We start from the raw sequence: 14,597 nt of genomic DNA, 5'->3' as shown, positions 1-14,597 counted from the left end.
TCATTTAGGACAAGCCTTTTTATGAACCTATACCGCTTAATTTACAGCAGTCATGCAAATCCCGATCTGGGCTTGGCCGACTTGAAAAATATTATGGAGAGCTCGATTAAAAATAATCAGACGGACGGAATTACCGGCCTCCTTTGCCATGCAGATGGGATGTTTTTACAGGTTCTCGAAGGCTACCAGGACAAGGTCAATCAAACCTATCATCGGATTGTCCAAGACTCACGACATCATACACCCATGCTTATTAGTTGTGAGCCGATTACAACCCGGGCCTTTGAAATTTGGTCAATGCAGGCCATTCGTCTCACGGATTTGAACAAGGAACAGGTTAAAACGTTAACCCTGCGTCATTCGGGTTCAGCGATTTTCCAACCCAACCGCATGAATCCCCGCCAGGCCCTAGCCTTCATGAAGGATATCGGGATTCTCTTCCAAGTCTCCGACGACATTATCCTTGATCTCTGATGGTGAGTTTATTGAGGTCATGCTAAGGGCCTGGAGATGTTGAAGACGTTGTTGGGCGGCCTCACTCTGGGGATCTAACGCTAGCACCTGCTCGTAACAAGGCCGGGCCGCTTCCGGTTGTTCCAGGGCCTCGAGGATGGCCCCCCGATGGAACCAAGCACCGGGGTCTTCCGGGTTTAATTTAACCGCCTGTTCAAAGCTGGCCAGGGCCTCTTCCAATTGGCCCAGATTACCCAGGGCACTGCCACGATTATGCCAGGCCACTGCCAGGTTTGGGTCAAGCAAAATGGCTTGCTCCCAGCTATGGATGGCGGAGCCTAAGTCGCCTGCATTAGCCTGTTGGAGGCCCAAGGTTAACCAGCCCTCCGGTGTGGTGGGTAACTCGGGCGGGCCAGCTTCTGGGCCTTCGTATTCCCAGATGGTCGTTTCTGGGGCCTGACGAGCATAGAGTTGATGGGCCAGTTGATAGGCGGCTTGGCCAATGGGTTCAATACGGGGAAAGGATTGGGCCAATTCCCCCAGGCGCATCAGCCGGGCGGCTAGGACTAAGTTCGGTGAAGGCGAGGCCAAAACTTTCTCAGAAAAGCGGTCTAGCCAACTCACCCAGGCTTTGGTGCGTCCCCGCTCTCCCAATTGTTCAAAAAACTTGAGAATCCGGCCCTCATGCCAACCATGGGCAATGCCTTCCAGCAATTGACTGAAGAGAAATTCGTAGTCCGTATCCGAAAGTACGGCTACCGCACCTGCTGACTGGCCTCGTCGGCCAGAATAACTCGTCCGAAGGCCGCCGCCCAGTAATTGTTGCCAAAATCTTTGAACGGTTTGCCAAATTCGTTGTAAAAATCGTTGCATGGTAGCCCTTGACCGCTGACTGCGCGGGGAATTAACCCAAAGTAGCTCCTATTCTACGGCATTGTCTGGCCCTGACCGTGATCGCCGAGGGAAGATTACTGCTCAGAGGAGGAGGCTACAATAACCCTAGACCTTGAACGAATTCACCATGGCTTTTCCCCAACCCATTCCCCCCCAACCCGGCCAAGAATCCGTCTGGGATTATCCTCGCCCGCCCCGTCTAGAGGCCTATACCAAACACATTCAAGTGATGTTTAATCAGGTGCTGATTGCCGATAGCTATCGTAGTCAACGGGTTCTAGAAACTAGTCATCCGCCGGTTTACTATATTCCTCTAGAGGATATCCAGACTCAGTACTTGAGCCGAACGCAACGGCGTACCTACTGTGAATGGAAGGGCCAGGCCCATTACTACACCATTCAGGTGGGTTCCCAGCAAGCCGAAAATAGTGCTTGGGGCTATTCCGAGCCAACCCCTGCCTTCCAAGGGTTACAAAACCATGTAGCCTTCTATCCTAGCCGTATGGAAGCCTGCTACGTGGATGGAGAGCTGGTACAGGCCCAACCGGGAGACTTCTATGGTGGTTGGATTACGTCAAATATCTTTGGTCCCTTCAAGGGTGGCCTTGGCACCTGGGGCTGGTAAGCTCAGACAATAAAAAAGGAAGGCATCAAAGGAGTCTTGCCGTGTTTCGACCCTCTATGCGCTTCCTTTATTACTCTTACTCCTCACACACAAGTAGATGATAGATAAAGTTTTGAGCCCAGACACCCCAAGTTGTGACACTTATAAAATTGGCACAACTCTGGCGGTGGCATAAGCTGAAAATATTGGCCCTGATGGGAGTGGGTTAAACATTGAAAGAAAAACAACGCTTGCGTCAACAATTCAGCCAGGCTCGACGCACCTTGGCAAAATCCCTCTGGCAGGCAAACAGTCAACGGCTCTGCCATCACCTCTGCCAATGGCCACAGTTTCAACAGGCCCAAACGGTATTGGCCTATTTCAGTATTCGCCAAGAGCCTGACCTGACCTCCCTCTTTGCTTTACCGAAGGTTTGGGGCTTTCCCCGGTGTCAGGGCCTGCACCTCACCTGGCATCGATGGCAACCGGGAGAGCCGCTCCAACAGGGAGCCTACGGTATTCTGGAACCCTTAGCCGAGGCCGATTTGATTTTGCCCTCCACAGTGGATTTGCTTCTCATTCCAGCCCTGGCGGTGGATGACCGAGGTTATCGCTTGGGATATGGTGGTGGCTACTACGACCGCCTCCTAGCTCAACCCGATTGGCACAAGATTAGAACGTTGGGGGTGCTGTTTGCGTCGGCTCGGGTTCCCCACTTGCCTACGGATCCCTGGGATATTCCCCTGACGGTTCTGGTGACGGAAGAGGGGATTGTGATGGGAGACAACAATTAAGTTTTATCACGAGTAAAAATAAGTTTTATCAAGTTTAAAAAGGGCCGGGAAGCCCTTTGCTAGGATGACGAAAAGCAAAGATTCCAGGGCACAAACTGGAACAATTAGGCGTTTATTAATACTTAATTTGTAGCTGTAATGAGACATTTTTGCGACGAGTGGATTCAGGAATGGTGTGATGCCAATGGCTGGACGGATCTGTTTATGGAACGTCTCAATCACTACTGGGCCTTTCCTCCTGGGGCCGTAATGCCAGAGCCTATTCCCGGAAAGATTCTTCGTTGCATTAAGCTTGAAAAGGGCCTGTGTCCCGAGGAGCGCTACTGGCTATTGGCCGCAGCCCTTGTTGCCGTTACAGGAGTTTTCTCCACCTACTTTATGCAGTCTCCCATGCCCATTGTCCTGGCCTTTGCCTTCGGGGCTGTTACGGCTGGCCGTTTAGAAGTTGAAGAGATTTAAGCGGCGGCAGAGCGCCCATGTTTCTCTTTTTATCAAAATTATTACCCCTCTTCTTCTATCCTCTTGGCCTCGCTACTCTGCTGCTAGGCCTGATAGCGGTTTGGAGTTGGAAACAGCGTTCTTGGTTGCAAGGGCCGGCCTTGGTGGGATTCGTTGTCCTTTATTTTGGGGGGAATGTCTGGGTCAGTGATGCACTCTTGGGTTCCTTGGAATATGGGGTTCTGGCTCCTGAGCCCATCCCTTCCGCAGAGGCCGCTGTTGTTTTGGGAGGGGCTGTCTATGGCTCCAATGATTCCCAACGGGTTCCAGAGGTCAACGAAGCCGGTGATCGCCTGATTTACGCTGCCCAACTCTATCAACAAGGGAAGATTCCTCGGCTACTGCTAACGGGAGGGAGAATTCCGTGGCTAGGGGGAGGACGTTCCGAAGCAGAGGATATGGCAACCCTACTGCAATTGTTCGGTATTCCTAAAACGGCCCTACTGTTAGAACCCCAGGCCCTGAATACCTACGAAAACGCCTTATTTAGCAAAAAAATTCTGCAAGAACAGCAAATTAAAACGTTCCTGCTGATCACCTCAGCATTCCACATGCCCCGCGCGAAATTGATTTTTGAAAAGCTCGGTCTAACCGTGATTCCAACCCCTACAGATTTTCGCACCCCTAGCCTTAAAGCGAATCCTCCCTTGGGGGCCATGCTTTTGGGTCTCTTCCCCGATGCTAAATACCTAGAAAATACGACTTTGGCCCTCAAGGAATACTTGGGTCTTGGCATCTATAAATTGCGGGGCTGGCTATAGAAATCTGACCATGGTCAGTTACAGGCCCCCTAAGCTAGTATTATTACAAATTGTTACTCTTTTCTTGCTCAAGCAAGTCCTGATCGTATGTCCCTCCCCATTCGCAACGTTGCTATCATTGCCCACGTTGACCACGGTAAAACAACCCTGGTTGATGCCCTGCTACGCCAGTCCGGTATCTTTCGGGAGGGAGAAGATATCCCAGACTGTGTGATGGACTCCAATGACTTGGAACGGGAACGCGGCATTACCATTCTTTCTAAAAATACGGCAGTTAAATATAAAGAGACGCTGATCAATATCGTCGATACCCCAGGTCACGCCGATTTTGGTGGTGAGGTAGAACGAGTTCTCGGCATGGTCGATGGTTGTATTTTGATCGTGGATGCCAACGAAGGCCCGATGCCCCAAACCCGCTTCGTACTGAAAAAGGCCTTGGAAAAAGGCCTACGGCCCTTGGTGGTGGTCAACAAGATTGACCGGCCCCGCGCTGACCCCAATACCGCCGTGGATAAAGTTTTTGACCTGTTTGTGGAATTGGGGGCCGATGATGACCAGTGTGATTTCACAACTCTATTTGCCTCCGGATTGTCAGGCTTTGCCAAGGAAAAACTCGAAGACCCAGCGGAGGACATGAAACCCCTGTTCGAGGCGATTTTGCACCATGTACCGCCCCCAGCCGGGGATGTCAGCAAACCTCTGCAATTGCAAGTGACGTCCCTCGACTATTCTGAATACTTGGGCCGGATCATTATCGGCCGCATCCACAATGGGGTGATTAAGGCGGGCCAACAGGCCGCCCTGGTTAAAGAAGATGGCAGTATTGCCAAGGGCAAAGTAACGAAGCTCCTAGGCTTTGAGGGCCTAAAACGCATTGAACTCCCGGAAGCAACTGCTGGCTACATTGTGGCCGTGGCGGGTTTTGCCGATGCTAATATTGGCGAAACTTTGACCTGCCCCGATGAACCCATGGCCCTGCCCCTAATTAAAGTGGATGAGCCGACCCTCCAGATGACCTTTTCGGTGAATGACTCGCCCTTTGCCGGCCAGGAAGGTAAATTTGTCACCTCTCGCCAACTGCGTGACCGACTTTTCCGCGAGTTGGAAACCAACGTGGCCCTGCGGGTGGAAGAAGGCGACAGTGCTGAAAAATTCCTCGTCTCTGGTCGGGGAGAACTCCACCTGGGTATTTTGATCGAAACCATGCGGCGGGAAGGCTACGAATTCCAGGTATCCCAGCCCCAAGTAATTTATCGGGAAGTGAATGGCCAACCCTGTGAACCCTACGAATACCTGGTTCTAGATGTACCTGAAGCGGCGGTCGGCGCCTGTATTGAGCGCCTGGGGCAACGGCGGGGGGAAATGCAGGATATGCAAACTGGAGCCAATGGTCGCACTCAGTTGGAATTTGTGATTCCAGCTCGGGGCCTAATTGGCTTCCGGGGTGAGTTTATCCGTCTGACTCGGGGGGAAGGGATCATGAACCATAGCTTCCTAGAGTATCGGGCCCTCTGCGGCGATCTGGAAACCCGTTACAACGGGGTGATTACGGTTTTTGAGGAAGGAGTGGCTACTTTCTATGCACTGAAAAACGCCGAAGACCGGGGAGTATTCTTCATCAAGCCGGGAACCAAGGTTTACAAAGGTATGATCGTTGGGGAACATAACCGGCCCCAGGATCTAGAGCTAAACGTTTGTAAAACCAAGCAATTAACCAACCACCGTTCCGCTACCGGAGATGAATTAGTTCAACTCCAGGCCCCGGTGGAAATGAGCCTGGAACGGGCCCTAGAGTATATTGGCCCTGATGAACTGGTGGAAATTACCCCGGAATCCATCCGTCTGCGGAAAATGAAAACTCAGAAACTGGCTAAACGCTAACTGTTTCGATTTATTGTACTAGTTAGGTTGCGGTGGTTGTCCTTGGGAGCGTTTCAAGGGATGATCGCCGTATATTTTTGGGGGCTAAGATCACCGCTCAAATTAACGGGAGCAGAACTTGACATCCTCCCCTTGCTGAAGTGGGCACTGGTCTGAGAAAGAAGTATTTGACGCTCTCTCCATCCTAAAGGACGGGGATTCTTCATTCAAAGTCCAACTGTAACGCCGCAGGATTGCTCCAACGATGCTAGAGAGTCAAACTCCTTGTAGATTCGGCCGCGCCCCGACCTATTTTCTCTAGCCCTCGCTGGAGGATGTTCTTCGCCCCATTCACGTCACGGTCTTCAACGTAGCCGCAGTTTAGTTAAAAATTTAGTTATTGTTGGCGGCTAATTCGGCGAGTTTTTCTTGTTGGTCTTGGCTAATACAGGATTGAATCATGTCCTCAATATCTCCCTCCAGGGCCGTGGCCAGGACGAAGTTTTTACCCAGGCGATGATCCGTGACGCGGTTGTCTTTGTAGTTGTAGGTGCGAATTTTTTCGGAGCGGGAGCCGGTGCCGACCTGGGAGCGTCGCATCGAACTGACGGCTTCCTGTTGTTCCCGCAGTTTAATGTCGTAGAGTTTGGCTCGCAAAATTTGCATGGCCCGTTCCCGGTTCTGGAGTTGGGAACGCTCTTCGGTGCAGAAAATACGGATGCCTGTGGGTTTGTGGAAGAGATCCACGGCGGTTTCTACCTTGTTGACGTTTTGGCCCCCGGCGCCCCCCGACCGGGCTGTGGTGAGTTCAATATCCTTGGGGTCAATCTGTACTTCCACGTCATCCACTTCCGGCATAATTGCCACGGTTGCAGTCGAAGTATGCACCCGGCCCCCTGCTTCGGTGACAGGAACCCGCTGGACGCGATGGACGCCGGCTTCAAATTTGAGTTTGCTATAGACACGGTCGCCAGTAATTTCCAAAATGGCTTCCTTAAAGCCCCCCATATCCGCCAGGGATTCGCTTAACAGGCTCACTTTCCAGCCCTGGGTTTCGGCATAACGAGAGTACATTCTGACCAAATCCCCGGCCCAGATACTGGCCTCATCGCCGCCGGTGCCAGCCCGGACTTCTAGCATGATGTTTTTATCGTCGTTGGGGTCGCGGGGTAGAAGCAGAATCGTCAGTTGTTGTTCTAGCTCCCCTAATTTTGTTTCTAGTTCCTCGACCTCTAGGCTGGCCATTTCTCGCATATCGGGGTCGGCGTTGGCTTCCTTGAGGATTTGGCGGGCTCCCTTCAGGTCATCCTGGGTTTTTTTCCAGATTTCGTAGGTCGTGACGGTATCTTCGAGGGAAGAGCGGGCCTTGGCCACCCGTTGCAGTTCTTCCGGATTGGTTGCAATATCCGGGTCAGCGAGTAAACGAGTCAGTTCTTGAAACGTTTGCTCAACGGATTGCAATTTGTCCAAAAGATAGGTTTCAGCCATGGTCGTCTATTTTACTTGAAAATACGCTTAGTCCTTTATTTTAACCCAGGCCTGGAGGGATGCTGGTTCTTTCCTCGCCCGGCTGTTTCGTCCTAAGGGGCAAGGAATGTACCTAAAGAGATTCAAAAGCGCTTTGATCTGCTCCCCGCTATGCTGAAGGCCATGGCCTGTTTTCCCTGCCCACGATGCCGATTTTTTCCGTGAATCCTGCGACGGCCCTCCGCTGGCCCTGTCTATTGCCGAAACGATCCTGGGGACGACGACAGAAACGCCTCGGGTTGATACTCCTGATGGGCCTATGGTTCCTTGGTTTGAGTCTCGCTTGGGGAGTCCCCAGTCAGGCACAACTGCCTGGCCTTTCTAGTGATGTCCAATCTTTGCTCTGGAATATTAACCGTAATCAATCGGGTCAGATTGGCAATCTGAACTACGATTCCGTGCGCCTGGATGGCGTCCCCCTGTTCCTGGTGGCCCTGCCGGCTTCTACCATGGCTCCTGCCAAGAAAGATGAGTTTCAGCCGATCCGGAGTCGCGTTAAACGCATTGAAAATAAACTACAAGAGGTACTTAAACGGGGCTTTGACCCCCAGAGCCTACGGGTTTACCCCTCAGTATTAAATGGCCAAACCGTAATCCTGGCCGCTGATGATAAAACCCTCCAACCTCGTATATTGGGAACCGTTACCGAAGCAGATGCAGAACTTCATGCTCAGTCGGTTGAAGATTTGGCTAATCAGGCCGCAGAGATTACCCGCCAGGCGTTAATCAAGGCCCAGGCAGAGCGACAACCCCAGGCCCTTTGGGATAGTGCGCTCTTGGCCCTGCGAATTTTAGCGTTGATTACGGTGATCAGTTGTGTCATTAGTTGGATTTACCAATGGCTGGGCCATCGTGTCCAGGTGCTCAAAACTCTGCTGAGCCAGGCCAAAGTCGTGGCAGATGATGAATCGATCGTCCCCTCTACCTTTTCGCCCCAACTCACGAATCAATCCTTTCTACTCAAATTAGGCGACCGTCTGGCCCTGGCCATTTACTTTTTTCTCATTCGCCTACGGGGCCGTTTTCTATCGACCAATCTCCAGGGCAAGACCGACAATATTTTTGGACTAGACCAACTACTATACCCCGACCATCAGGCCATCCGCTTTGAAGAACTCAAGACCCTGACAACCCAGCGCATCCGCATCTTGATCTTTTTACGGCGTCTCCTGCTTCTACTCCAATCCTTCGTTTGGCTAAGGGGTTCCGCGACCCTGCTCTTGCTTTTTCCCTACAGTCGGCCCTGGGGTGCCCAATTAGCTGGAGTGCCGTTGACCCTAGTACTGATCTGGTTGAGTATCCTGATCCTGGCGAAGGTGACAGAACTACTGATCGACAAAAGTTTATTGGCCTGGGGAGAGGATTTGAAATTGCTCCAGGCCTCGAAAAATTCCCGCCAGGCCCTGCGTTTGCCCACCATTGCCAGTGCTCTCAAGGGAGTCAGTAGTTTTTTTTACGTCAGTGTTGGGGTGATTTTATCCCTCACAGTCTTTGAAATTCCCATTACCCCCATTCTGACCGGGGCCGGGATCATTGGTTTTGCCATTTCCTTCGGCTCCCAGAACCTAATTAAAGACCTGATTGCTGGCCTGACGGCCCTGATCAACGATTCCTACGCCACCGGCGACTACGTGATCCTAGGCCTCCATGAAGGTCTGATCGAAGATATGAACCTGTTTGTCACGCGGCTTCGCAGTGCGAATGGGGATCTGATCACCATTCCCAACGGGGCCATTACCACCGTCTGCAATCAAACCAAGGATTGGTCGCGGGTAGATTATTCCATTCAAGTATCCTACGATGCCGATATCAAACAGGCCTTAAACCTTCTAAAAGAGATTGCAGACCAGCTTTATCACGACCCCCAGTGGCATCCCGTGATTCTGGATCAACCCGACCTCAAGGGTATTGAAAATATTTCCCATCAAGGTATTACCCTCCGCATTTGGCTGAAAACCAAGCCGGGGGCCCAGTGGGATGTGGGCCGTGAACTTCGTCTCCGCATTAAGGTCGCCTTTGAACAGGAGGGGATCGCCATCGGCATTCCCAAACAAGCCTTTTTACTGCAGAATGCTGACAATGACCCCTTCTCCCCCCCCGACCCATGAGCAATGGCATTATTCTTGCAGAACTTCAATCGTGGCTCCAGCGTTCTGGGAAAGCGATTTTGTTGACCGGCCAGGTCTTTTACCAACTGCTTCAAGGCAAGGTCGATTATCGCAATACGATTGAGCAAATGGTGACGGTGGGGCCGGCGTCCCTCGTGATTACTCTGATTACCGCCACGGTGATCGGCATGATTTTTACCATCCAGGTGGCCCGAGAATTTTTGGCCCTGGGGGCCAGTAGTGTGGTCGGGGGGATTCTGGCCCTGGCCCTGAGCCGGGAACTCTCCCCGATTATGACGGCGGTGGTGGTGGCCGGGCGGGTGGGGTCGGCCTTTGCCGCGGAAATTGGCACGATGCGGGTGACGGAACAGATTGATGCGCTCTATATGCTCAATACCAATCCCATTGAGTATCTGGTCATTCCTCGCCTGATTGCTTGCTGTGTGATGGTACCGGCCCTGAGTATTTTGGCCCTGCTGATGGGCCTACTAGGCGGCGTGGTGATTGCCCACCATTTCTATAACATTGCTGATTCGGTGTTTTGGGACTCCATTAAATCCCTGGCAACGCCCTGGGATATTCTCTGCGGCCCCATTAAGGGGGTCGTCTTCGGGGCCTTGATTGCTCTAATCGGTTGTAATTGGGGCCTGACTACCCGCGGCGGGGCCAAGGGGGTGGGGTCTTCCACAACAGCCTCCGTGGTAACGGCCCTCCTGGCTATCTTTGTGGCCGACTTTATCCTGTCTTGGCTCATGTTTAAGGGCAGTGGTTCTGGCTCAATTCTGGGCTAGGGGCCAACTTTACCCGGATAATAGGAGCAATTCTCCGTTACGACCGTGCCATGGTTTTAGTCTCCGTTTCCCAGGCCCAAATTCTCAGTTTAGATTTATCCCCCGTTACCAATCTGGTGGCTCCCTGGCTAGCCGCAGGAACCATTGCCCCCCAGGAACACAGTATTCAATTCCAGATCGACTTTCCTCGGCCCGCCGATGACCCCAGGGAACTCTCCGAAATTCCCGAGGTTCGCCTCTGGTTTTTACGCCTGGATGCGACCTATCCTTGGTTTCCGTTTCTCTTGGACTGGAAGGCCGGTGAACTGGCGCGATATGTCGCGATGCTGGTTCCCCACCAATTTCACCGCACGGAAGGCATTCAGTACAATCCTGAGGCGCTGGAACTCTTGATGATGCAAAAGGTGTTTGTTTTAGCCCATTGGCTGCCTACGCAAAACCTCCCTAGCGCTTTTCGCTTAAAGTCCCTGGCCCAGATGTTGGGTTACGACCTGGAGGATAACTTTCTCGCCGGCCTAGCTTAGTCAAGCCGGCCAGTCGGCTCACCATCCCCGGCTAAGCGGGGCGGGGTTTTCTGGCTCGTCGTATAATATTTCATACTTCGATTCCTCCCGAATTCTCCCCAGACCCTATGAAAAGCGCTTTTCTTGACCGTCTCCATAGTCCCGAACGTCCGGTGTTAGTCTTTGATGGGGCCATGGGAACGAATCTCCAGGTGCAAAACTTAACGGCGGCGGATTTCGGCGGGCCAGAATACGAAGGTTGTAATGAATATTTAGTACACACCAAACCGGAGGCGGTGGCCCAGGTGCATCGGGCCTTTTTTGCGGCCGGGGCCGATGTGGTGGAAACCGATACCTTTGGCGGCACTCCCCTGGTACTGGCGGAGTATGATTTGGCTGACCAGGCCTACTACCTCAATAAAACAGCGGCGGAATTGGCAAAAGCAGTGGCCCAGGAATTTTCGACACCTGACAAGCCCCGCTTTGTGGCCGGTTCCATGGGGCCCGGAACGAAATTACCCACGCTGGGCCATGTGGACTACGACACCCTCAAACAGGCCTACATCGAGCAAGTCCGGGGTCTCTACGACGGCGGTGTCGATTTGCTCTTAGTAGAAACCTGTCAGGATGTTCTGCAAATTAAGGCGGCCCTGAACGCCATTGAAGCCGTGTTTGCCGAAAAAGGAGCGCGCTTGCCGATTATGGTCTCTGTCACCATGGAAGTGATGGGAACCATGCTAGTGGGAACTGAAATTAGTGCGGCCCTGGCTATTCTGGAGCCCTACAAGATCGACATTCTGGGGCTGAACTGTGCCACCGGCCCCGACAAAATGAAGGAGTATATCAAGTACCTGTCGGAGCATTCTCCTTTTGTGGTGTCCTGTATTCCCAATGCGGGCCTACCAGAAAACGTCGGGGGCCAGGCCTTTTACCGTCTGACTCCGGTGGAATTGCAGATGGCCCTGATGCACTTCATTGAAGATCTGGGCGTACAAGTGATTGGTGGCTGTTGTGGCACGCGCCCCGATCATATTCAGGCCCTGGCGGACATTGCCAAAACCCTTACGCCCAAAGAACGCCGGCCCCACTACGAACCCAGTGCGGCTTCAATCTACTCCACCCAGGCCTATTTGCAGGATAATTCCTTCCTGATCATTGGTGAACGCCTCAATGCCAGTGGCTCCAAGAAATGCCGAGATCTCCTCAATGCCGAAGATTGGGATAGTTTAGTGTCCTTGGCCAAGGCCCAAGTAAAGGAAGGGGCCCATATTCTCGATGTCAACGTGGACTACGTGGGCCGGGATGGCGTGCGGGATATGCGGGAGTTAGCCGCCCGTCTGGTGAATAATGTCACTCTGCCCCTAATGCTGGACTCCACTGAATGGCAAAAGATGGAGGCTGGCCTGAAGGTAGCGGGTGGAAAATGTATCCTCAACTCCACTAACTACGAAGATGGCGAAGAACGTTTCTACAAAGTCTTAGATATTGCCAAGGAATACGGCGCAGGGATTGTCATTGGCACCATTGACGAAGACGGCATGGGCCGCACGGCCGAGAAAAAATTCGCCATTGCGAAACGAGCCTACGAAGCAGCGGTGGCCTATGGAATTCCGGCGACCGAAATCTTTTTTGATCCCCTGGCCCTGCCGATTTCCACTGGGATTGAAGAAGACCGCGAAAACGGCAAAGCAACGGTAGAGGCCATTCAACGCATTCGCCAGGAACTGCCGGGTTGTCATATTCTGTTAGGGATTTCCAATGTTTCCTTTGGCCTAAATCCAGCGGCTCGTCAGGTACTCAACTCCATCTTTCTCCATGAATGTATGGCCGTGGGCCTGGATGCGGCCATTGTCAGTGCCAACAAAATTCTGCCCCTAGCCAAAATTGATCCAGAACAGCAACAGGTCTGCCTGGATCTCATCTACGACCGTCGCCAATTTAATGGGGAAATTTGTACCTACGACCCTCTAACCCAGCTAACGACACTTTTTGAAGGAAAAACGACGAAAAAAGAAAAATCTGAAAATGCCAATTTGCCTATTGAGGAACGGCTCAAACAACACATTATTGATGGCGAACGGCTCGGCTTAGAAGCGGCCCTAGAGCAGGCCCTGAAAAGTCATCCACCCTTGGAGATTATCAATGTCTTTTTGCTGGATGGCATGAAGGTGGTGGGAGAATTGTTTGGCTCGGGGCAAATGCAACTGCCCTTCGTTTTGCAATCGGCCCAGACTATGAAAGCGGCGGTGGCTTATCTAGAGCCCTACATGGAAAAGTCCGAGAGTGATGGTAATGCTAAGGGAACCTTCGTGATTGCCACAGTTAAGGGGGATGTCCATGATATTGGCAAAAATTTAGTCGATATTATCCTGTCCAATAATGGCTATAAAGTGATTAACCTCGGTATTAAGCAACCAGTAGAAAATATCATCGAGGCCTATCGAGAACACCAGCCGGATTGTATTGCCATGAGCGGCCTGTTGGTGAAATCCACGGCCTTTATGAAGGAAAATCTAGAGGTTTTTAATCAGGAAGGGATTACCGTCCCGGTGATTTTAGGGGGAGCGGCCCTTACCCCTAAATTTGTCCATGAGGATTGCCAAAATACCTACAAAGGTCAGGTTATCTATGGTAAAGATGCCTTTGCTGATCTGCATTTTATGGATAAACTCATGCCCGCCAAGGGCGCCAACAGCTGGGATGATCTTCAGGGGTTTCTGGGTGAATACGCCGACCAAAATGGCAAAGCGAAAACTCAGGAGCACGGCCAAGCAACCAATTTTGGTATTGAAGCCGAAAAACTAATTGATGCCCAAGAGGGTAAACCAGAAGCCGAAGCCGTAGTTGATACCCGCCGCTCCGAAGCCGTTGATGCCGATATTCCCCGGCCCTTGCCGCCCTTTTGGGGAACCCGTATTTTAAACGCCTCCGAGATTTCTCTGGCAGAAGTCTTTCCCTATTTAGATTTACAGGCCTTGTTTGTTGGCCAGTGGCAGTTTCGTAAGCCAAAGGATCAATCCCGTGAGCAATACGATCGATTTTTAGCCGAAAAAGTTTATCCTATTTTAGATAAGTGGAAATCTCAAGTTATCGAGGAAAATCTACTCCATCCCACGGTGGTTTATGGCTATTTTCCCTGTCAATCAGAAAGCAATACGTTACTGATTTATGATCCCGATCTAGTGGCCCAAAATAATAACCAAATTCCTGCGACCGCAGACCCCATCGCGACCTTTGCCTTCCCACGCCAAAAATCAGGCCGACGACTTTGCATTGCTGACTTTTTTGCCTCCAAAGAATCCGGTTTAACGGATGTCTTTCCTCTTCAGGCCGTAACAGTGGGAGAAATTGCCACCCAATACGCAAAAAAACTCTTTGAGGGAGATAATTACACTGATTATCTCTACTTCCATGGCATGGCGGTACAAATGGCCGAAGCCTTAGCCGAATGGGCCCATGCTCGTATCCGACGAGAACTCGGTTTTGGTGACTTAGATCCTGACAACATCCGCGATATCTTGCAACAACGTTACCAGGGTTCTCGTTACAGTTTTGGTTATCCTGCCTGCCCTAATATGCAAGATCAATATACCCAGTTGGCGCTATTGAAAACCGACCGTATTGGCCTGTACATGGATGAAAGTGAGCAGGTTTACCCCGAACAATCCACCACGGCAATTATTGCTTACCATCCTGCGGCTAAATATTTTAGTACCTAGGATGACTGTCACTAACGCACTGGTTGATAGTGGTTTCGAGGGCTTCGTCATTAAATCAAGAGGCCATTGGGTAAATTGTTAAACA

12 protein-coding genes are annotated in these 14,597 nt (G+C 51.6%); 10 read left to right on the top strand and 2 right to left on the bottom strand.

The genetic code is table 11. The features are described from left to right. The first annotated feature begins 21 nt into the window (after nt 1-21). Nucleotides 22-474 carry a BLUF domain-containing protein gene (locus tag ABXS88_RS01330; protein WP_353673405.1) on the top strand — a complete coding sequence of 151 codons (453 nt, stop codon included), beginning with the start codon at nt 22-24 and terminating at the stop codon, nt 472-474. Here ABXS88_RS01330 and ABXS88_RS01325 read toward each other — a convergent pair. Beyond that, a complete protein-coding gene (locus ABXS88_RS01325; protein ID WP_353673404.1) occupies nt 409-1,326 on the bottom strand; it encodes a tetratricopeptide repeat protein in 918 nt (305 codons plus the stop codon). The two genes, ABXS88_RS01330 and ABXS88_RS01325, sit on opposite strands and share 66 nt — an antisense overlap. 148 nt (nt 1,327-1,474) lie before the next feature. Between ABXS88_RS01325 and ABXS88_RS01320 the strand changes: the two genes are divergently transcribed. From ABXS88_RS01320 to typA, 5 genes are all read left to right on the top strand, one after another. After that, the gene (locus ABXS88_RS01320) at nt 1,475-1,972 is read left to right on the top strand and encodes a DUF427 domain-containing protein (RefSeq protein WP_353673403.1); all 498 of its coding nucleotides are present in this window, start codon (nt 1,475-1,477) and stop codon (nt 1,970-1,972) included. Nucleotides 1,973-2,184: 212 nt separating this feature from the next. Beyond that, a complete protein-coding gene (locus ABXS88_RS01315) occupies nt 2,185-2,745 on the top strand; it encodes a 5-formyltetrahydrofolate cyclo-ligase (RefSeq protein WP_353673402.1) in 561 nt (186 codons plus the stop codon). Nucleotides 2,746-2,883: 138 nt separating this feature from the next. Continuing rightward, nucleotides 2,884-3,204 carry a hypothetical protein gene (locus tag ABXS88_RS01310; protein WP_353673401.1) on the top strand — a complete coding sequence of 107 codons (321 nt, stop codon included), beginning with the start codon at nt 2,884-2,886 and terminating at the stop codon, nt 3,202-3,204. 17 nt (nt 3,205-3,221) lie between these two features. Next, nucleotides 3,222-4,004: a YdcF family protein gene (locus ABXS88_RS01305; RefSeq protein WP_353673400.1), complete on the top strand. Its 783-nt coding sequence runs from the start codon at nt 3,222-3,224 to the stop codon at nt 4,002-4,004. 87 nt (nt 4,005-4,091) lie between these two features. Further along, entirely contained in the window at nt 4,092-5,885 is a 1,794-nt protein-coding gene (gene typA, locus ABXS88_RS01300; RefSeq protein ID WP_353673399.1) for a translational GTPase TypA, read from the top strand. Between the two features lie 372 nt (nt 5,886-6,257). Here typA and prfA read toward each other — a convergent pair whose 3' ends face one another. Further along, the gene (gene prfA / locus ABXS88_RS01295) at nt 6,258-7,352 is read right to left on the bottom strand and encodes a peptide chain release factor 1 (protein ID WP_353673398.1); all 1,095 of its coding nucleotides are present in this window, start codon (nt 7,350-7,352) and stop codon (nt 6,258-6,260) included. Between the two features lie 185 nt (nt 7,353-7,537). On the opposite strand from prfA, the gene ABXS88_RS01290 reads away from it, so the two are divergent. The 4 genes from ABXS88_RS01290 to metH all read left to right on the top strand — a co-directional run bounded on the left by ABXS88_RS01290 (nt 7,538) and on the right by metH (nt 14,512). Beyond that, a complete protein-coding gene (locus ABXS88_RS01290) occupies nt 7,538-9,499 on the top strand; it encodes a mechanosensitive ion channel family protein (protein ID WP_353673397.1) in 1,962 nt (653 codons plus the stop codon). Further along, complete coding sequence (locus ABXS88_RS01285) at nt 9,496-10,290, top strand: MlaE family lipid ABC transporter permease subunit (protein WP_353673396.1); 795 nt, start codon at nt 9,496-9,498, stop codon at nt 10,288-10,290. The genes ABXS88_RS01290 and ABXS88_RS01285 overlap by 4 nt, the downstream gene beginning before the upstream one ends. Before the next feature lie 50 nt (nt 10,291-10,340). Then, nucleotides 10,341-10,814 (top strand): CRR6 family NdhI maturation factor, encoded by a 474-nt coding sequence (locus tag ABXS88_RS01280; RefSeq protein ID WP_353673395.1) that lies wholly within the window; start codon nt 10,341-10,343, stop codon nt 10,812-10,814. Nucleotides 10,815-10,921: 107 nt separating this feature from the next. Beyond that, nucleotides 10,922-14,512, top strand: a complete 3,591-nt coding sequence (gene metH, locus ABXS88_RS01275; RefSeq protein WP_353673394.1) for a methionine synthase — start codon at nt 10,922-10,924, stop codon at nt 14,510-14,512. The last annotated feature ends 85 nt before the right edge of the window (nt 14,513-14,597 follow it).

This window comes from Synechocystis sp. LKSZ1, from assembly GCF_040436315.1.
Taxonomy (GTDB): Bacteria; Cyanobacteriota; Cyanobacteriia; order Cyanobacteriales; family Microcystaceae; genus Synechocystis.
This window is presented reverse-complemented; position numbering and strand designations above follow the sequence as displayed.

What these genes read in the sequence shown, in the direction of transcription:
- typA (WP_353673399.1), top strand. Translation starts at nt 4,092, where the DNA reads ATGTCCCTCCCCATTCGCAACGTTGCTATCATTGCCCACGTTGACCAC.
- ABXS88_RS01280 (WP_353673395.1), top strand. Translation starts at nt 10,341, where the DNA reads ATGGTTTTAGTCTCCGTTTCCCAGGCCCAAATTCTCAGTTTAGATTTA.
- prfA (WP_353673398.1), bottom strand. Translation starts at nt 7,352, where the DNA reads ATGGCTGAAACCTATCTTTTGGACAAATTGCAATCCGTTGAGCAAACG.
- metH (WP_353673394.1), top strand. Translation starts at nt 10,922, where the DNA reads ATGAAAAGCGCTTTTCTTGACCGTCTCCATAGTCCCGAACGTCCGGTG.
- ABXS88_RS01325 (WP_353673404.1), bottom strand. Translation starts at nt 1,326, where the DNA reads ATGCAACGATTTTTACAACGAATTTGGCAAACCGTTCAAAGATTTTGG.
- ABXS88_RS01320 (WP_353673403.1), top strand. Translation starts at nt 1,475, where the DNA reads ATGGCTTTTCCCCAACCCATTCCCCCCCAACCCGGCCAAGAATCCGTC.
- ABXS88_RS01330 (WP_353673405.1), top strand. Translation starts at nt 22, where the DNA reads ATGAACCTATACCGCTTAATTTACAGCAGTCATGCAAATCCCGATCTG.
- ABXS88_RS01290 (WP_353673397.1), top strand. Translation starts at nt 7,538, where the DNA reads ATGCCGATTTTTTCCGTGAATCCTGCGACGGCCCTCCGCTGGCCCTGT.
- ABXS88_RS01285 (WP_353673396.1), top strand. Translation starts at nt 9,496, where the DNA reads ATGAGCAATGGCATTATTCTTGCAGAACTTCAATCGTGGCTCCAGCGT.
- ABXS88_RS01310 (WP_353673401.1), top strand. Translation starts at nt 2,884, where the DNA reads ATGAGACATTTTTGCGACGAGTGGATTCAGGAATGGTGTGATGCCAAT.
- ABXS88_RS01305 (WP_353673400.1), top strand. Translation starts at nt 3,222, where the DNA reads ATGTTTCTCTTTTTATCAAAATTATTACCCCTCTTCTTCTATCCTCTT.